15 protein-coding genes and 1 tRNA gene are annotated in these 17,465 nt (G+C 59.1%); 4 read left to right on the top strand and 12 right to left on the bottom strand.

Annotation, left to right across the window (positions count from 1 at the left end; all coding sequences use genetic code 11):
• Nucleotides 1-21 precede the first annotated feature (21 nt).
• The 9 genes from flhA to HPQ64_RS07795 form a co-directional block, all read right to left on the bottom strand.
• Nucleotides 22-2,193, bottom strand: coding sequence for a flagellar biosynthesis protein FlhA (flhA, locus tag HPQ64_RS07835; RefSeq protein ID WP_172887800.1), 2,172 nt, complete (start codon nucleotides 2,191-2,193; stop codon nucleotides 22-24).
• A 54-nt stretch (nucleotides 2,194-2,247) separates the two neighbouring features.
• Nucleotides 2,248-3,609, bottom strand: coding sequence for a sigma-54-dependent transcriptional regulator FlbD (flbD, locus tag HPQ64_RS07830; RefSeq protein WP_172887799.1), 1,362 nt, complete (start codon nucleotides 3,607-3,609; stop codon nucleotides 2,248-2,250).
• Nucleotides 3,610-3,630: 21 nt separating this feature from the next.
• Nucleotides 3,631-3,978 (bottom strand): flagellar motor switch protein FliN, encoded by a 348-nt coding sequence (gene fliN, locus HPQ64_RS07825; protein ID WP_172887798.1) that lies wholly within the window; start codon nucleotides 3,976-3,978, stop codon nucleotides 3,631-3,633.
• A gap of 7 nt (nucleotides 3,979-3,985) precedes the next feature.
• A complete protein-coding gene (locus HPQ64_RS07820; protein WP_210260128.1) occupies nucleotides 3,986-4,687 on the bottom strand; it encodes a FliH/SctL family protein in 702 nt (233 codons plus the stop codon).
• A gap of 21 nt (nucleotides 4,688-4,708) precedes the next feature.
• Nucleotides 4,709-5,758, bottom strand: coding sequence for a flagellar motor switch protein FliG (gene fliG, locus HPQ64_RS07815; protein ID WP_172887797.1), 1,050 nt, complete (start codon nucleotides 5,756-5,758; stop codon nucleotides 4,709-4,711).
• A 2-nt stretch (nucleotides 5,759-5,760) separates the two neighbouring features.
• Nucleotides 5,761-7,392 (bottom strand): flagellar basal-body MS-ring/collar protein FliF, encoded by a 1,632-nt coding sequence (fliF, locus tag HPQ64_RS07810; protein WP_172887796.1) that lies wholly within the window; start codon nucleotides 7,390-7,392, stop codon nucleotides 5,761-5,763.
• 526 nt (nucleotides 7,393-7,918) lie between these two features.
• Nucleotides 7,919-8,194, bottom strand: coding sequence for a CtrA inhibitor SciP (sciP, locus tag HPQ64_RS07805; protein ID WP_160773556.1), 276 nt, complete (start codon nucleotides 8,192-8,194; stop codon nucleotides 7,919-7,921).
• Nucleotides 8,195-8,456: 262 nt separating this feature from the next.
• Nucleotides 8,457-9,131 carry a flagellar hook assembly protein FlgD gene (locus HPQ64_RS07800; protein ID WP_172887795.1) on the bottom strand — a complete coding sequence of 225 codons (675 nt, stop codon included), beginning with the start codon at nucleotides 9,129-9,131 and terminating at the stop codon, nucleotides 8,457-8,459.
• A 47-nt stretch (nucleotides 9,132-9,178) separates the two neighbouring features.
• Nucleotides 9,179-11,074 (bottom strand): flagellar hook-length control protein FliK, encoded by a 1,896-nt coding sequence (locus tag HPQ64_RS07795; RefSeq protein WP_172887794.1) that lies wholly within the window; start codon nucleotides 11,072-11,074, stop codon nucleotides 9,179-9,181.
• A gap of 501 nt (nucleotides 11,075-11,575) precedes the next feature.
• On the opposite strand from HPQ64_RS07795, the gene mnmA reads away from it, so the two are divergent.
• The 3 genes from mnmA (at nucleotide 11,576) to HPQ64_RS07780 (ending at nucleotide 13,668) form a co-directional block, all read left to right on the top strand.
• Nucleotides 11,576-12,760 carry a tRNA 2-thiouridine(34) synthase MnmA gene (gene mnmA, locus HPQ64_RS07790; protein WP_172887793.1) on the top strand — a complete coding sequence of 395 codons (1,185 nt, stop codon included), beginning with the start codon at nucleotides 11,576-11,578 and terminating at the stop codon, nucleotides 12,758-12,760.
• Complete coding sequence (locus HPQ64_RS07785) at nucleotides 12,757-13,422, top strand: class I SAM-dependent methyltransferase (protein WP_172887792.1); 666 nt, start codon at nucleotides 12,757-12,759, stop codon at nucleotides 13,420-13,422. The genes mnmA and HPQ64_RS07785 overlap by 4 nt, the downstream gene beginning before the upstream one ends.
• 169 nt (nucleotides 13,423-13,591) lie before the next feature.
• Nucleotides 13,592-13,668: transfer RNA gene (locus HPQ64_RS07780), tRNA-Met, on the top strand.
• Nucleotides 13,669-13,879: 211 nt separating this feature from the next.
• Here HPQ64_RS07780 and HPQ64_RS07775 read toward each other — a convergent pair.
• The 3 genes from HPQ64_RS07775 to HPQ64_RS07765 all read right to left on the bottom strand — a co-directional run bounded on the left by HPQ64_RS07775 (nucleotide 13,880) and on the right by HPQ64_RS07765 (nucleotide 16,808).
• A protein-coding gene (locus tag HPQ64_RS07775; protein WP_425483797.1) for an IS5 family transposase occupies nucleotides 13,880-14,643 on the bottom strand; the annotation gives its coding sequence in 2 pieces (ribosomal slippage) (nucleotides 13,880-14,319 and nucleotides 14,319-14,643; 765 coding nt in all).
• A 132-nt stretch (nucleotides 14,644-14,775) separates the two neighbouring features.
• Entirely contained in the window at nucleotides 14,776-15,651 is an 876-nt protein-coding gene (locus HPQ64_RS07770) for a hypothetical protein (protein ID WP_172887791.1), read from the bottom strand.
• Nucleotides 15,652-15,704: 53 nt separating this feature from the next.
• Entirely contained in the window at nucleotides 15,705-16,808 is a 1,104-nt protein-coding gene (locus tag HPQ64_RS07765) for a DNA cytosine methyltransferase (protein WP_281358286.1), read from the bottom strand.
• Nucleotides 16,809-16,924: 116 nt separating this feature from the next.
• On the opposite strand from HPQ64_RS07765, the gene HPQ64_RS07760 reads away from it, so the two are divergent.
• Nucleotides 16,925-17,338, top strand: coding sequence for a very short patch repair endonuclease (locus tag HPQ64_RS07760; protein ID WP_172887789.1), 414 nt, complete (start codon nucleotides 16,925-16,927; stop codon nucleotides 17,336-17,338).
• The last annotated feature ends 127 nt before the right edge of the window (nucleotides 17,339-17,465 follow it).

Here is a 17,465-nt window from a genome sequence, read left to right as displayed (position 1 = left end):
GGAATGCCCGGCCGACATCCGTTATACGGAGGCTATCGTTTTCAGACGAATTCGTGGGTGAACCTCGTTCTGGCTCATCACCGTGGTATGCGCCCTGAAACGCTCTACGATGGAGCGCACGAAACGGCGTGTTTGCGGCGAGGTCAGAAGTACCGGCACTTCGCCCTGCCTGGCCCCTTCTTCGAAAGCCTCGCGCACAGCCTGCACGAACTCCTGAAGCTTGGACGGCGCCATTGCGAGCGAGCGGTTGTCGCCTTCGCCGACAATTGATTCGAGGAACGCCTGCTCCCACTGCGGCGACATGGCAACGAGGGGCAGATATCCGGCAGGAGACATGTTTGCCGCGCAGATCTGACGGGCAAGACGGGTGCGCACTTGCTCGGCAATCGAAACCGGATCGCGCGTGTAACCGGTTGCCTCCGCGATACCTTCCAGAATCGTCGGCAAGTCGCGGATCGAAATGCGCTCGGCAAGCAGCGTCTGCAGCACGCGCTGGATGCCGGAAACGGTGATCTGCGAGGGCACGATATCTTCGATCAGCTTGGCCTGCTCGCCTTCGATCTCGTTCAGGAGCCTCTGGACGTCCGCATAGCTCAGGAGGTCGGCGACATTGGAGCGTATGGTCTCCGTCAGATGGGTAGCGAGCACCGTGGCGGGATCGACGACCGTATAGCCGCGCAGCGCCGCATCCTCGCGATACTGGCTTTCCACCCAGGTTGCCGGCAGCCCGAAAGTGGGCTCCGTCGTGTGAGTGCCCGGCAGCTTCACCTGCCCGCCCTGCGGGTCCATGACCATGTAGTGCTTGGCGAAGAGCTGACCCTTGCCCGATTCCACTTCCTTGACCTTGATGACGTAGTCGTTGGCGCCGAGCTGGATATTGTCGAGGATACGCACCGGCGGCATGACGAAGCCCATCTCGCTTGCGATCTGCCGGCGCAGCGCCTTGATCTGCTCGGTCAGCTGATCACCCTCCGGCCCCTCGCCCTTGATGAGCGGCAGAAGCGCGTAGCCAAGTTCCACCCTCAGTTCGTCCATCTTCAGCGTTTCGGAAATCGGCGGCTCGGCCGGCTTTTCGGGCGCGCCGGAGGCGGCGGCGATGCGCTGGGTCATCGCCTCTTCCTTCGCCGTTTCCTGCATCTGTCTGGTTGAACGGAAGGCAAGCCAGCCGGTGAGGCCTGCAAGACCCAGAAAGGGAATCATGGGAATTCCGGGCAGCACCGATAGGATGATCATGACGAAGGAGGACATGCCAAGCGCCTTCGGATAACCCGAAAGCTGGCTCGACAGGGCCTTGTCGGCCGCACCGCGCACGCCGGCCTTGGAAACCAGGAGGCCTGCGGCGGTGGAGACGATGAGCGCCGGGATCTGGGAGACGAGGCCGTCACCGATGGTCAACAGGGTGTATGTGTGCGCGGCGTCGGAGAACGAAAGCTCCTTTTGCACCACACCGATGATGATGCCTGCCACGATGTTGATGAAAGTGATCAAAAGGCCGGCGATGGCATCGCCGCGAACAAACTTCGAAGCACCGTCCATCGCGCCGAAGAACGAGCTTTCATCCTCCAGGTTCTTGCGCCGGGTACGCGCTTCCCCCTCGTCGATCAGGCCGGCGGAAAGATCGGCGTCGATCGCCATCTGCTTGCCTGGCATCGCATCCAGCGTAAAGCGGGCCGCAACCTCGGCGATACGGCCGGAACCCTTGGTGATCACGATAAAATTGACGATCACCAGAATGGCGAAGACGATGATGCCGATGACGAAATTGCCGCCCATGACGAAGCTGCCGAACGCTTCGATGACGTGGCCGGCAGCACCCGTTCCCTCATGGCCGTTGGCAAGGATAAGCCGCGTTGAGGCAAGGTTCAGCGCCAGGCGCAACATGGTCGCGATCAGGAGCACCGTGGGAAACGACGAAAATTCCAGCGGCTGCTGGATAAACAGGCCCGTCATCAGGACGAGAACGGAAAATACGATCGAAATCGCAAGGAAAATATCCAGCATCACCGGCGGCATCGGCAGGATCAGCAGGATGATGATCGTCATGACGCCGAGCGCGAGCGCGATGTCGCCATTGCGGACCGTGTGCCAGAGTTCCGTAAAACCCGGTATGGCCTGCAGCCCGCCGCCTGCCGGCTGAACCGCATTCGTCTGTCGCGGCACAGGTGCCGTTTCGCCCGCTGTCACGTCGCTCATTTCGTGGTCCTGTCAAAACGCCTTTGGAAATTTTTCTTGTCGTTGGGCAGCCGGTCAGTATCCCGCCATACGCGCCTCGCCAGGTGCCGGAATGGCCAGGCCCTCACCGGAATACTGGTTGAGCTTGTTGCGTAGCGTGCGGATGGAGATGCCGAGGATTTTTGCCGCATGCGTGCGATTGCCGAGGCAATGGTCGAGCGTGTCGAGGATCAGTTCGCGCTCGACCTCGGCCACGGTGCGCCCCACCATGGAACGGGCGACCGCTTCCGCCGTCTGCGCGGCCTGCGCAGCCGGGCCGGCGCTTGCGGCCATCGGCGCACCATCCGGAGTGATGATCGCTCCCACCCCGATCTCATCGCCGCTCGCCAGAAGCACGGCGCGATGCATGGTATTTTCCAGCTCGCGCACGTTCCCCGGCCACGGGTTCGTCAGGAGGGCGCGCCGCGCATCTTCGCTGATGCGGCGCATGGGCAATCCATTGACCTCGGAGTAATGAGCGGCGAAGTGGCTTGCGAGTTCCATGATGTCGGCATGACGCTCACGCAGGGGCGGGAGCTTGAGATTGACCACATTCAGGCGAAACAGCAGATCTTCGCGGAAGGTTCCGCTGCGGACCGCTTCTCCAAGATCGCGGTTGGACGTGGCCAGGATGCGAATATCGACCGGGACCGGGCGCGTGCCGCCAACGCGATCGATAACGCGCTCCTGGATTGCGCGCAGAAGCTTCGCCTGCAGGCGGACGTCCATCTCCGAGATCTCGTCGAGGAGCAGCGTACCGCCGTTCGCTTCTTCGAATTTGCCGATACGGCGGGCAACCGCCCCAGTGAAGGCACCTTTTTCGTGGCCGAAAAGCTCCGATTCCAGAAGTTGTTCAGGAATTGCGGCACAGTTGATGGACACGAACGGCTTTTCGGAGCGCGAGGAACGGCTGTGGACGTGGCGTGCGATGACCTCCTTGCCGGTTCCCGATTCGCCCGTGATCAGGACGGATGCGTCCGACGGGGCGATCTGCTCGGCAAGGCGGACAACGGCCGCCATGGCGTCGTCGCGGTAGATGATCGAGTTGCGTTCCTGCGCGACCGCGGCAAGAACCGCCGCGATCAATTCAGGGTCGGGCGGAAGGGGGATGTATTCCTTCGCGCCCGCGCGGATGGCGTTGACGGCGGCATTGGCATCCGTCTGGGTGCCGCAGGCAACTATGGGCAGGTGAATGCGCTCGCGCTGGAGGTGATCGACGAGTCGGGCGACGTCGAGCATGACATCGATCATCAGGAGATCGGCTCCGCGCCCGGCACGAAGGATCGTCAATGCCTCATCGACCGTCTGCGCATGGGTGACGCTCGCCCCCCGGTCCATCGCGATTTTCGATGCGGCCGTCAGCTGACCGCCAAGCGTTCCGACGATAAGCAGTCGCATGATCTTTCTCCAGCTTCCCGATCAGCGATCGGATTTGATGATTTCCGTCATGGTCACGCCGAGTTTGTCCTCGACCAGAACCACTTCACCACGCGCCACGAGCCGGTCGTTGACATAGATGTCGATCGCCTCGCCGACCTTTCTATCAAGCTCCAGCACCGTGCCGGAAGAAAGCTTCAAAAGGTCGGAAACATGCATGCGCGAGTGGCCCAGAACGGCCGAGATCTGCACCGGCACGTCGAAAACGGCCTCAAGGTCGGCTGCGCCCTTCGCCTGGGACTGCTCGTCCTCGCCGGTACCGGCCGGCATGGACGCGCCTTCGAACTCGTCGAGCGGGAAACCACTTTCCAAATTGTCGGTTTCGGCCATGGCCGGTTCACTCCTCGGTGTTGCGTTCGGTTGATCCGGCGGGATCGCCCGCCACTGTCATTCGCGCGGCGAAGTAGCGCTTCGCCGCCTGATCGATCTGCCGCTCGACGGCCTTGCGGTCACGCACGATACCGCCGTCCGCCCATTCGATGCGGCAATCTCCGCGCTCGATCTCGGGATCCCCCAGAATGACGAGGCGACCTTCGAAGCCCTTTTCATGGATGATCGGGTCGACCCAGGTCCTGAGATCGTCGACATCGCTGTCGCGCACCCGGATCACCAGGTGAGGCGCCTCGCGCAAGGGGCCCAGACACTCCGACACCAGCGCGATCACTTCCCCCAGCGGCTCACGAGCGATCAGATGTGCCGCCAGGCGGCGCGCGACCAGAAACGAAAGGGCGATCGCATCTTTCTCCTGCTCGCTCTTGATTCCGTCGATTCCGCCAAGGAGCTCCATGACCTGACTGGTAAGGTTCGTGACTTCCGCGCTCAGGCGGCTTTCGGTCGTGTCCGCCGCTTCCTTACGGCCTTCCTGGCGTCCTCGCTCGAAAGCCCTCTTCTCAGCCTTCGCCAGAAGCGCCTCGTGCTCGGGCACGGTGATCGTCGGGATTTCCGGCTCGACCGGCTCGACCGGTTCCGCCGGCGCCGCAGGCACGGCGAAATCATGGTCGAACAGGAAACGATTGGCTTTCATCTTCAGGTTCGTCACTCGACGTTTTCCTCAGCGGCGTCAGTAGATGAGCTCGTCATCGCCCTTGTTCTTGGAAAGCATGATGTCGCCTTTCGCGGCGAGGTCCTTCGCGGTGGAGACCATCATGGACTGCGCCTCGTCCACGTCACGCAACCGGGTCGGCCCCAACGCGTCCATATCGTCCTTCAGAAGGTTCGCCGCGCGAGACGACATGTTGGAGAAGAAGAACTCCCGCACCGCGTCGTTCGCACCTTTCAGCGCGATCGCCAGCCGATCCTTCTCAACGTTGCGAAGCAGCGTCTGGCATGAGGCGGCGTCAAGCTTCATCAGATCGTCGAAGGTGAACATCAGCGTCTTGATACGCTCCGCCGACTCCCTGTTCTCCTCCTCAAGCGAGGCGATGAACCTGGCTTCCGTCTGACGGTCGAAATTGTTGAAGATGTCCGCCATCATTTCGTGGCTGTCGCGGCGGCTGGTGTTGGTCAGGTTCGACATGAACTCCACGCGCAGCGTCTGCTCCACCTTTTCCAGAACCTCCTTCTGGATCGCCTCCATCTTCAGCATCCGGTTGACCACTTCGAGGGCCAGTTCCTCTGGCAGGATGGAAAGAACACGAGCGGCGTGGTCGGGATTGATCTTCGACAGCACAACGGCGACCGTCTGCGGGTATTCGTTCTTCAGGTAGTTGGCGAGGACGTTTTCCTGAACGTTGGAGAGCTTTTCCCACATGTTGCGGCCGGCAGGCCCGCGGATTTCCTCCATGATGTGGGCAACGCGATCGCCGGGCAGGAAAGTCGACAACAACCGTTCGGTTGCATCGACATTGCCGGTCAGCGCCCCGTTGCTCGAAAGCTTCTTCACGAAGTCGACGAAGAGCTTTTCAAGCATATTCGGCGTGACAGGACCGAGACGCGCCATGGCGGCGGAGATATCCCGAACCTCGATCTCATCCAGTTGTTCCCAGATGCGCCGCCCGTGCCTTTCGCCAAGCGCAAGCAGAAGAACCGCTGCACGTTCGGCGCCCGCAAGGCTGCGGTCCTTTTCCGTATCACTAACCGTAAGCTGATTGAGCTGGTTGCCATCCGCCATGATCAAGCCGCCTCGTTCAGCCAGCCGCGGATGATCGTCACGGCCTCACTTGGATATTCCTCGATCATGTCACCGACCTTCGAGATCGTCGCGACCTGGATGGCGCCTTCGGCCTGCGCCTGCTCAAGCCATTTGATCTGGGGTTCCTGATCCTGCGGCTCTTCTTCTTTTGCGACGTCGGATTGGGGCAGTGCGGTGGTTCCAAGTGGGCTGCCGTCCGCACCGAGCAGAGCGGGCGCGGGAGCAGGTTCTTCCTTGGTGAGGATGCGCTTGATCAGCGGCCTTACCGCAAAAAGCGTGAGAAGCAGCGCGACGACAAAGAGAACGCCGAGTTCGATGAAGCGCATGATATCGGCGCGCGTGAAGTCGAAGAGACCTTCCTCCGCAGCAGAAGCGATCTGGTTGGGCGCTTCGGCAAAACGCAAGTTCACAACCTCGATCGTGTCACCGCGCGTCTCATCATACCCCACTGCGGAGCGAACGAGAGCCGCGATCCTGTCGAGTTCTTCCTGAGTGCGGGGTTCATAGACCAGATCCCCCTGCTCATCCGGCGCATAGACGCCGTCTACGAGAACGGCGACAGAAAGCCGCTTGACGCTGCCGGCCTCGATGATCTCGGTCTTCGTCGACTTCGAAATCTCGTAGTTTACGATTTCTTCCGTGATATTGGCCGTGTCGCGATTGCCGGGGCCACCTTCCTCGCCGTTCGACTGCGGAAGCTGGTTCCCAGCCGTAACGCCGCCAAGCTGCGCCTGGGAAGATGAATTCTCTTCCTTGATCTGGGTGGAACGGACAACCTGGCTTTCCGGATCGTAGAGTTCCTGCGTTTCGGTGATGCGATTGAAATCAAGATCGACCGCAACCTGTACCCGCGAGCGGCCCGCACCGACGACGCTGTTCAGAATTTCCTCGACCTGCGCACGCAAGCGCCGCTCCTCGAGCTGGGTTCGCTCGTAAAGCGTGTTGGCCATGGCGCTTTGCGCGTCATCGCCGCTGCCGCTCGCAAGCAGCCGGCCCGTTTCGTCGACAATCGAAACATACTGCGGCGACAGACCCTCCACCGCTGTCGCGACCAGATGCTGGATCGCGCGCACCTGACCGTTGTCCAGCGAGCCGCGCACTTTGAGCACGATAGAGGCCGACGGCGGCTGCTGGTCGCGGCGGAAGAGCTGACGCTCCGGCATGACAAGGTGAACGCGAGCCGCCGCGATCCGGTCGATAGAGCGGATGGTTCGCGTCAACTCGCCTTCAAGCGCGCGCAGATGATTGATGTTCTGCACAAAGCTCGTCGCGCCGAGCGTATCCGTCTTGTCGAAGATCTCATAGCCGACGTTGCCTCCGGTCGGCAGACCTTCCTCAGCCAGCCTTATACGCAGGCGGAAAACCTGGTCGCGGGGCACCAGCACTGTTGCGCCTTCGTTGCGCAACTCATGCTGGACCCCCTGGCTTTCAAGGCGCGAGATAACCGCGGAAGAATCTTCCAGCGTCAGATCCGTATAAAGCGGCACCATCTGCGGCGCCGTGATACGAAAAATAATCAAGGCGAATACGCCGACCAGGATCGCGGCGACCGCGCCCATCGACGCTATTCGCGTGGGTCCAAGCGTCTTAATAAGTTCCGTGATACCGTTCACGATCAAACCCGCTCGTCATGCCTCAAACAAATGACCGGGCCGTTCGGGGACCAAGGGGATGAGGGGATGGTGATGGCCCCCGAACAGCCGGTAGGCAAAACTTGCCCGGGATATGGTAAACAAGGTGTTAACGCTTATTTACGTTTCACATCTCCATCCGCCGGAACTCGCGGAATTCCTCACTTTTCGAATTTCAAACCAGGAAATTTTTGCCGCCGACCCACGGCCCTAAGGATCGCAATGTGCGAGCAGGTCGAATGTGAGTCGCAAAGCGCCGCAACGGCATGAGATAACCGGTCGACATGACTCCGGCGCGGCCGCGTCGATGCACGAGCGGCAAAGCGGCGATGAAGCGTTATATCGTCGACGACCGACAATCCCGCGCTAAGCAGATTTACCCATCAGGCAGGCATGCGATCCCCGGCAAGAAATGCAATCCCGCCGCGACATCGCCTCCTCAACAGCGAGAAGCCGCCGGAAATTAAATTCCGGCGGCGCATAAATCTCGTCTGAATACTGGAAACGGTCAGTTGCGATACTGCTGAACGCGTGTCGCCCTTAGGCCGGCAAGGCCGTGCCGATCGATGGATTTCTGCCATGACAGAAATTCTTCCACCGTCAGCGTGTAACGTTGGCAGGCTTCATCGAGGGATAACAGGCCACCGCGCACAGCTGCGACCACTTCGGCTTTCCTGCGAATTACCCAACGACGCGTGTTCGTTGGCGGCAGATCCGATATGGTCAGGGGACTTCCGTCCGGCCCGATGACATATTTCACGCGAGAACTTGTCGGTTCGGTCATTATACTCTCACACTCACCATGACCAGGTCGAGAATGAGAATAGCGTGACGGTTTTAAGAATTGCCTAAACCGACGGCAACAATTCGGTAAGAATTTGAGCGACTCAGAAACGGCAGAGTTCCGCGAAAATCAGACTGCCAGAGCACATCCCTCGAAATCCGGATCGGATATCGCCACCAGGATATGCTCAAGATATCGAACCCAAAGCGATTTCTTATCACGAAAGCCGCCCCGCTTCCGTGGAAAGCGCTCTGGCAGCCGGTCAGCCACCGTTTCTCGTGACGGAAATGACCTGGGAGACGGGTATATTCGAACCATCCACCTGGAGAACGGCGCCTCCTGTCGAGAAGTCCACACCATCGACAACGCCGCGAACGCGGATGGGGACGGTGCGCAGAGGTTCGCCTTGCTCGTTTGTTTCGAAAATCGCGGCATGAAACGTGCCCGAAGTGTAAGGCGCTCCCGAATCGGTCTCGCCATTCCATTCAATGGTCTGTTCGCTTCCCGTAAGAGCCGCTTCCGTTTCGAATACAAGCTCGCCGTCATCGTTGAAGATCTGCACCAACCCCTGCGCCTCCCGTTGAGACGTGAACGTCCATGTCGCAGAGCCTTCTTCCAACCTGGCGCTGGAGCCCAGCGCTTCGATCTCCGTGCCGATATAGCTGACGAAACTCGATGCGCCGGCCGCCTCGATCGAGGCGAGCACCGCCTCCAGCTGATCGTTCGTCTTGATCTGCTGTTCCACGGAAGAATACTGAACGAGCTGTTCGGTAAACTGTGAAGCGTCCTGCGGGTCGAGCGGATCCTGGTTCTTGATCTGTGTCGTCAATATTGACAGGAAAAGTTCGTAATTGTTGTCGAGCGCGGCCTGACTGGCGGCGGATTCAGCGCTTCTTAGCCCGCCCACGCTGCTCAGGCTGGAAATCTGGTCAACCATTTCTGCTCCTCAGGGGCACTGCTTGCCCTGGATATAACGAGTTGGTCTCACACGCGTATGTCGAGAGAGCCGGTGCTGACGCCGACATACGCCCTCTTGATGTCCACGCTGTCGGAAGGTTCATGCTCCCCGTCAGCACCAGCCTGCCGCCCGCCACGGGCGTCGTCCCCCGCGCCTCCGTTACCCGAAGGGTCATGCCCGGCGAATCCCGGCGAACCTCCCTGGTCTTTCAGGGAGAACTGAACGGAACCGTTTTCAATTTTCAGGCCCGCGGCATCGAGCGCGCGCTCAAGGCCGCGCTGATCACGCATAAAGAGATCGAGCGTTTCGCTTCGTTCAACCGTCAGATGGGCCTGGACCGACCCGTCCGACTGGATCTTGAGCCGCACATCGACGCGTCCGAGTTCCGGCGGGTCGAGCCTGATCTGGAATCGATTCGTGCCCTGGGATGCGTGACGAGCCACCTCAACCGCCACCTGAGTCGCGAGATGCGCCGACTGGGCCGGGCTCTGCGCGATCTGGGCAGCGGCGCGCGCCGCACCCGCCCCGGTATCGCCTACCGCGAATTCCAGGGGCGCGGAGCCGTGTTGCTGCAACCCGGACAGGCTGAATTCCGGCTCATCCGTCCCTCCCTCACCCTTCAATGCCGCCGCAAAGGTAAGAGCGGCGGCGGATACGCCGGAGCGTAGCCCACGGTCGGTAACGGCCTTGGCCACCGCAGCCTCGCCTGGCGCGGAACTCTTGCCTTCAGCATTTTCAGTATCCGATGACGGTCGATCATAGCGGCTTTGGCCTTCCAAAGCTTCATCAACGACTGCCGGATCGACCAGCGAAGACACCGGTTGTGCGCTTGCCGGCCTATCGGTGGAGGTGTCGTCTCGCACCGTTGCCGATGCCGATGCCGCCGCGCGATTTTGAGCCTGGTTTTCGCCTGAAACCACCTGCACGGAGCCGCCTTGTCCGCTTTCGTTGCCCGTTCCGACGGCGACGGCATCCGGCGGGCCGGAGTCAAGGTCCGCCGGGCCAGCCGAAAGTGTGGTTTCCTCGGCGTCCGACGTCACTGCATCATTCGTCACCCCCGCCGTCCCGGCATCGATCTCCGGTGGAAGCTTCTCTGCGCCCGAGGATGGTTGGGTCTGCGCGGTAGCGGAAGCTGAGGCCGCTATCCTGTCACCTTCTTCCGGGGAACCGGCGCCGGCTGGCGGCGGGTCTTCCGCAAAGGCTGACTCAGAATTTGAAGAAGCGGCGGGTTTCGCCTCCGAAAACTCCCCTTCGGCAGGTGACGCGATTCCGGCCCCGCCATTTTCGCTACCGACCTCCGGACCCGCATCAATCGGCAAATCTTCAATCGGCAAATCCTCGCCAGTCAATACGCCGTCGATGCCCGCTGTTTGAGGCGCGACTCCCTCGACAGGCGGCACCTCACCCGGAGAGCCGACCGTCGGCAGGCCAAAGTCGCCTTCGACATTGGAGGCGATCACTTCGCCATCTTCTACCAGTGCAAGGCGCGGTTCGTCCGTCTTCGCGAGATATTGCTGAAATTCACCGCGCGCCCACGCGGGAGGCGAAAGCAGGGCGCTCGACCCGCCCTCTCCTTCACCTGTCTCCGCTGCCTGCTCAGCGTCACCGCGCTGCTCGATCGTCAGGAAAAAGCCGCCGAATTCCTCATTCCATGAAAAGGAAATCCTGGGAGGCTGCTCTCCGGGCTCATTCTGCAGCCGTTGTCTGATTTCCTGAACCAGGGAACTTTGCAGATCGCCCGTGAAAGGCGTCTCGGGTGTGGCCTTGCCCGTGCCGTTGCCCTGCGCATGGATGGACCTGATCAAATGCAGTCCGAATTCCGAACCCTCACCGGAAGCCGGACCCTTACCCGCTCCCGCGCTTTTCTGATCGCCCAGGAATGACGACGCGGCCGACGCTGAAATATTGCCTGCGCTGCTCAACGCACTCTCCGTTGCCAAAAACCGGCAGCGATATTCCGAAACTCGGACGCCGCCCCTGACCCGAACGCTTAACTGCAAGCCTCGGGCCAATTGGAAGAGTGTTTTAAGGCACTGATATATAACAATCTTTTTAAAATTAATTTGAGACGCTTCGCCTGTTCCCGGCAATGCTTGCCGAGTGACGGAAATCCTTGCCCGGTTCCGCTCCGGAGCCTTCTCATTTGAGGCGAAACGGAACCCTTGGCCAATCGGACGTCATTCCGATATAGTCCGGCGCAAATTCGCCTGGTTGCGGCAGGTATCGGGATTGCCTATTTCGACTGCTACAGTGTTCGGTCGATCTTTTGCGATTCCCTTTCGGGCAACCGGGCCAGAACCGAAGCATATATCCGGGCCAGGCAAGGCGCATCATGCTCGAAGCCGACAGGCAGAATTCGGAAGGCAGATGACGCCGGGCTTTCAGTTTGGGGATCGTTTCCCCAGCCCATAGAGGTAATTGCCATGTTGAACAGTCTCGACCTGCCGCGCCGCCCAGAGGACACGCGTGTCGTCGTGGCGATGTCAGGCGGTGTGGATTCTTCCGTCGTTGCAGGGCTGATGAAGCGCGAGGGCTATGACGTTATCGGCGTGACGCTGCAGCTTTACGATCACGGGGAAGCCGTACATCGCGCGGGCGCCTGCTGTGCGGGGCAGGACATTCACGACGCACGCCGCGTGGCCGAGCGTCTGGGCATTCCCCATTACGTTCTCGACTACGAAAAGCGCTTCAAGGAAGCCGTGATCGACCGGTTCGCCGAAAGCTATATTGCCGGCGAGACGCCGATCCCTTGTGTGTCCTGCAACCAGACGGTCAAGTTTTCCGACCTTCTTGAAACAGCAAAGACGCTTGGCGCCGATGTACTTGCAACCGGCCATTATGTGCGCACAAGGCTCGTCAACGGCCAGCGCGCCTTGTTCCGCCCCGCCGATCTTGACCGTGACCAGAGCTATTTCCTCTTTGCTACAACACAAGAGCAGCTTGATTTCCTGCGCTTTCCCCTTGGTGGCCTGACCAAGCCGGAAACCCGCGAACTTGCGCGTGAATTCGGTCTGTCGATTGCCGACAAGCAGGACAGCCAGGACATCTGCTTCGTACCAAAGGGCAAGTATTCCGACGTCATCGAACGGCTTAAGCCCGGCGCGGCGGAGCCGGGTGACATCGTTCATCTTGACGGGCGCGTACTCGGACGTCACGAGGGCATCATTCACTACACGATCGGCCAGCGTCGCGGGATCGGCGTGGCGACGGGCGAACCGCTCTATGTCGTGCATCTCGATGCCGATGGAAGCCGGGTTATCGTGGGCCCGCGCGAAGCTTTGGCTACGCGCCGAATCGCACTGCGCGATGTAAACTGGCTGGGCGACGGGGAACTTTCGGACATCCCGCCTGAAGGCATGGAACTTTTCGTGAAGGTGCGCTCCACGCGCCCGCCGCGCGCGGCGGTATTGACCGTCGGCAATGACGGCGTGATGGTGGAACTCGCCGATGGCGAGACCGGCATCGCACCGGGCCAGGCTTGCGTCTTCTTCGACAATGACGAAGAAGACGCTCGGGTGCTCGGAGGCGGATGGATCGACCGTACCGAGCGCGCGGCAACGGCCGAGGGTGCTGTTCGCGCAAGCGTCGCAAGCGCATTCAGCGGATGAAAGAAGGCACATCGGATCCACGGAATAACGGCAGCGGCAATAGCGCGGTCGATCTCGACAGCGTGAATGCCGCCTACTCCCGCTGGGCCCCCTTCTATGACGCCGTGTTTACGGGCCCGCTCTATTTCGGGCGTCGTGCAGCGGTACGCGAGGCCAACCATATTGGCGGCACCGTGCTTGAGGTTGGCGTCGGCACCGGCCTGTCGTTGCCCGATTATCGAGAAGACGTTCAGGTAACCGGCATCGACTTGTCGCGGGACATGTTAGCGCGGGCGGAAGAGCGGGTGCGCAGGAAGAAACTTTCGAACGTCGCGGCGCTTCGCGCCATGGATGCGGCAGATATGGACTTTCCGGATGGCGCGTTCGACGTCGCCGCCGTCATGTACGTGATGACGGTGGTGCCGGATCCGGCAGCCGTGTTCCGCGAACTCGAACGCATCGTGCGCCCGGGCGGCAAGGTTATCGTCGTCAACCATTTCGCAGCCAAGCACGGCATCCGCGCCTGGGGCGAAAGAAGGCTGGCACGCTGGGGTAAATATCTCGGGTGGGACCCGGCCTTTCCCAGGGAAAGGCTGCTTGCCGCAACGCGGATGAAGTGTGTCAGCGACGTTTCGCTGCCGCCCTTCGGGCTATTCTCCATGCTCGTGTTCGAACGCTCGTAACACGCGCCTTCCTAACGATAAAACCTCGGGAGACCCTCTCGGTTTCCTTGAAACACGCCGATTGGCAATCATGAGCGTGGAAACCTTCCGACCGCGCTTGACAGGACGCGCAAGGCTCTCCTATATGCTCGCCAATCTCGCAGTCGGCGCCATCGCCGGCATAGAAGGCGGCGGAGTAGCTCAGCTGGTTAGAGCAGCGGAATCATAATCCGCGTGTCGGGGGTTCAAGTCCCTCCTCCGCTACCAAAATTTCCTATATATTGCAGGCTATTAGACTGACTTCCCCGCTGAGAGTTCCGTGCGTAAAACGTCCGGGGTTCCATTTGGGTGAAAATTGCGTGGGCTTGAATGCGAAAGAGCGAGGCGACTTGCCCGGCCGAAGGCTTTTCGCCTAAAGCGACTCTTAACATCAGCGGCGTTCGATTACTCGCTTTCCAACTACGCAAGAAAAGCAAAACTAGGTCGTGTGGACAAACCTGATCCACTGTCTGATCGTAGCGAGTTGAACGAAGGCGAGGAAGCTGGAAGCGAGCTTGTCGTATCGCGTGGCGATGCGGCGTGAGTGCTTGAGGCGATTGAAGAGGCGCTCGATGCGATTGCGCAGCGCGTATTTGGGTTTTTCGATCGGGCGCTGAACCCTGCGGTTTGACTTTGTCGGGATCACCGAGTCTGCGCCACGCCGCTCAAGATCACCACGTATGGCGTCGCTGTCATACCCCTTGTCGGCCAGCATCGCGGTCGGATCTGGCGCCTCCTCCTGCATCAGTTTCTCGTAGGCGGCCATGTCCGAGGCCTGGCCGGGCGTCAGGCAGAAGCCGATGGCGAGGCCCTGCGCATCCGTTCGGGTATGAAGCTTGGTCGTAAGCCCACCGCGCGAACGGCCAATAGCATTTTTGTGGATCCCCCTTTTCCGCCGGCGGCGTGCTGGTGCGCCCTCACGATCGTGCTGTCGATCATCTGCATGGTGGTGTCGGCCGCGTCGCTTTCGGCAAGGGCGGCCAGCATCACGTCCCAGACGCCGGCTTCCGTCCAGCGGCGATACTGACGATGGATGGAGTTCCAGTTGCCGAACTCAGCCGGAAGATCACACCAAGGCGAGCCCGTCCGCGTGATCCAGAAAATGCCGTCCAGCACCTTGCGGTGATCCTGCGGCCGCCGGCCACCACGAGAGCGGCCCTCGATCAGAAACGGCGCGAAGAACGCCCATTCCGCATCGCTCATCAATCCTCGAATCAAAGCTACCCTCCTCAAAGAGCAGCGTTGAATCACACCTCAGGTGAAATGGGAATCCTGTTTGTCCACACGACCTAGAGGAAACCCAGAGCAGCTTCAAATTAAACCCAAAACGCGGCCTCAGAGCGTCTCAGGTGGGCCAACAATCTTATCCGCCTCATCAAAGAAATCGGCGAAATCGCGAACTTGGATGAAGGGGTATAGCTTTCCCAATTCGCGGTATTTGTCGGGTACGTCCAAATAATAAACGCGGAACATTCGGGCGATGAACATTTGATAGACGGCCCACTGCTTTGGCAGGCAAACTTCCACTACAGAATTATCTTTTCCTTGATAATTGGTCTCGGCGAGGATAACCAATACGCCTTTAAATCGCTCAGTCCCAAATACACCGTCTAACACGCGCTGATGAGCCCAGACCTGCACAACACGTTCGCGAGTCGATAGCTTGATCGGAAGGTGGATTTTGCTCTTCTCGGGACCGAGGTCAAATATGAAATCAGTTGGCAATTTACTATCGGCATCAAGGTTCAAGACCTGGATATGCTTCATAGGGTCAAGTTCGTATTTAGCGGAAAAGAGATGCCCCACAAAAATTTCAAAGAAAGTGCCGGGGCTCTTTTGATCCCCGGATTTCAAAATGTCATTGGCCGCACAAAAAGACATTACCATTGAATAGAGCAAGCACCCACGCTCGTCCGTTTTTAGATCCTCAATGTCAGCCAGCCCGCGGGTATCCAGGAATTCTTCTGCCAGTTTAGCATCGTACCTGTCGAGATTTATTGGCCTAGACCGTTTCCCATCAGCAGCACGACGAAGAACTCCATAACGCTTGCCAGAAACCTTTGAGTTCACCTCTTCGATGGTCAGCTCCTCGGCAAACTTGGCGGCCTCGGAGCAAAGGTGCGCAAGTTGGTCGGCAACAGCGGAACTCCGAAGTTCCGTTGTCTTCGCCAGTTCGGTTAGTGCTTTGTATTGCTTCTGGACTTCGTGCATCCTACCCCCCCAACTTGAGGTAGAAGGTACACTTAGCCTTTCAGGAGTCTAGGCTAAACTGACACGGACCTCGATTGCCGCTCATCTTTCTGAGGACAGTAAGCTGGTTCCTTCCGGCCGGCCGTTCGCGTAAGCGAGCGAATGATCGCATCGCCGGCTGCTTTGGCTAACGGCGGTGGTACTGCATTTCCGATCATTCGGCGGACATCCGCGCGATTACCTAAAAAACGGAAACTGTCTTCAAACCCCTGAAGACGCGCAGCTTCCCGAGGAGTAATTGACCGATCTTGATCCGGGTGAGCATAGCGCCCCCTTGAGAAGCTATCGAATCCCCCCGTGATCGTAGGGCACACACCATCCCAACTCAGGCGCCCATAAACATCGGGCCAGCCACCTTTGCTTGTATCCACTCGCTGGTGGCAAGGCAGACGTAAATCATAAGGAATTTCCCGCCAACCTCCTCCCGGAGGTACATGGGAAATCCTTAGCCTATTCATTTCAGTGATCTTGCACTGGATATGATTGGGCACTTCTGGGTGCTCTGTGTAGTCGGCGGGCGGCTCAGGGAGATCGCCAATTGCATCTTTCACCGTCATCCGCTCGTCTGACGTGGGTAATAGTGGTGGCGCAGCACTAAGGTCTTTTCGAAGTCCGATCATAAGAAAACGCCCTCTGGATTGGGCAATACCAAAATCGGAAGAGCACGCAAAGAAGTCATAAACTTCGTAGTCGGACAGCTTTTCGGAAAGCTCATCAATTAGCTTCCTGCCGCGCTTCTGCCCAAAAATCTGGACATTCTCGAAAAGGAACGCCTTTGGTGAAGTCTCTCCCACCAACCTAGCAAAATGGCCCACCAAGCCATTGCGTGGATCATCTAAAGCAGCCGCACCTCTACGTTGTTTAGAAAAGCCTTGGCACGGCGGCCCGCCTGAAAATAGGTCGAGATCGCCTGCGGAAAGGCCGGCTCGCTCCATCAACTCGGCCCCCGATACGGAACTGGCATCGAGTATTTCAACATGAGGAGCAATATTGTGGCGATAGGTCTCCACCGACATTTGGTCGTTATCGAAAGCAAATTTCACGTCAAAGCCCGCTTGCCGCAGACCTACTGACATCCCACCTGCTCCACAAAAACTCTCGATAGCTGTTAGTATCATCATGCTCCTGCCGCCACGCCACAAGCTTTCAGAGCCACAGAAGTGACTCGGCGCAATTTGATGTGTTCTCTATTTGTTTAACGTACGACGGGTGCATTGCGAATAGCAAAATCGGCATGGACATCTACGATCCAAAGAAACGTAGTCAGATCATGGCTAAAGTGCGAGGCAAGGACAGCAAGCCAGAGCTAGCTGTTCGCCGCTTCTTGCATCGTCGCGGTCTCCGTTATCACCTGCACCGGAGTGACTTTCCCGGCAAACCCGACCTGGTGTTCACATCTAGGCATGTCGCCGTGTTCGTGCACGGCTGCTTCTGGCACCAACATCCGGGATGCCGAAAGGCAAAGTTACCTGATAGTAGGAAGGAATTCTGGGCCAAGAAACTGGCAGCCAACGTATCGAGAGACCTAGGAGCACAAAAAGCTCTAAGGGACATCGGCTGGAAACCAATCATCATTTGGGAGTGTGAAATCATCCCAGAAAGACTGGAACAACTATACGAGGAAATCTTGACATCAACGCCGGCTTGAAATGCGAAGAAAGGTTCAGAGGAAAGACGATTTAGACACAACCAGAATATAGCCCCAAGCGACCCAAAATCGCTTGGGGCACTCAAGTTCGCCACGACCACAAGGACGTGTTTAGGGTTGCACTAAC

This window comes from Hongsoonwoonella zoysiae (genome assembly GCF_013266695.1).
Lineage (GTDB): Bacteria > Pseudomonadota > Alphaproteobacteria > Rhizobiales > Stappiaceae > Hongsoonwoonella > Hongsoonwoonella zoysiae.
Note: the sequence above shows the minus strand (reverse complement) of the source record. Positions and strands in the feature narration are given on the sequence as shown.

Bases quoted from the DNA above. Each gene is read 5' to 3' on its own strand.
- HPQ64_RS07785 (WP_172887792.1), top strand. From the start codon at position 12,757: ATGAAAGAAGGCACATCGGATCCACGGAATAACGGCAGCGGCAATAGC.
- flhA (WP_172887800.1), bottom strand. From the start codon at position 2,193: ATGAGCGACGTGACAGCGGGCGAAACGGCACCTGTGCCGCGACAGACG.
- HPQ64_RS07800 (WP_172887795.1), bottom strand. From the start codon at position 9,131: ATGGTTGACCAGATTTCCAGCCTGAGCAGCGTGGGCGGGCTAAGAAGC.
- HPQ64_RS07760 (WP_172887789.1), top strand. From the start codon at position 16,925: ATGGACATCTACGATCCAAAGAAACGTAGTCAGATCATGGCTAAAGTG.
- fliG (WP_172887797.1), bottom strand. From the start codon at position 5,758: ATGGCGGATGGCAACCAGCTCAATCAGCTTACGGTTAGTGATACGGAA.
- HPQ64_RS07770 (WP_172887791.1), bottom strand. From the start codon at position 15,651: ATGCACGAAGTCCAGAAGCAATACAAAGCACTAACCGAACTGGCGAAG.
- HPQ64_RS07765 (WP_281358286.1), bottom strand. From the start codon at position 16,808: ATGATACTAACAGCTATCGAGAGTTTTTGTGGAGCAGGTGGGATGTCA.
- mnmA (WP_172887793.1), top strand. From the start codon at position 11,576: ATGTTGAACAGTCTCGACCTGCCGCGCCGCCCAGAGGACACGCGTGTC.
- sciP (WP_160773556.1), bottom strand. From the start codon at position 8,194: ATGACCGAACCGACAAGTTCTCGCGTGAAATATGTCATCGGGCCGGAC.
- fliN (WP_172887798.1), bottom strand. From the start codon at position 3,978: ATGGCCGAAACCGACAATTTGGAAAGTGGTTTCCCGCTCGACGAGTTC.
- flbD (WP_172887799.1), bottom strand. From the start codon at position 3,609: ATGCGACTGCTTATCGTCGGAACGCTTGGCGGTCAGCTGACGGCCGCA.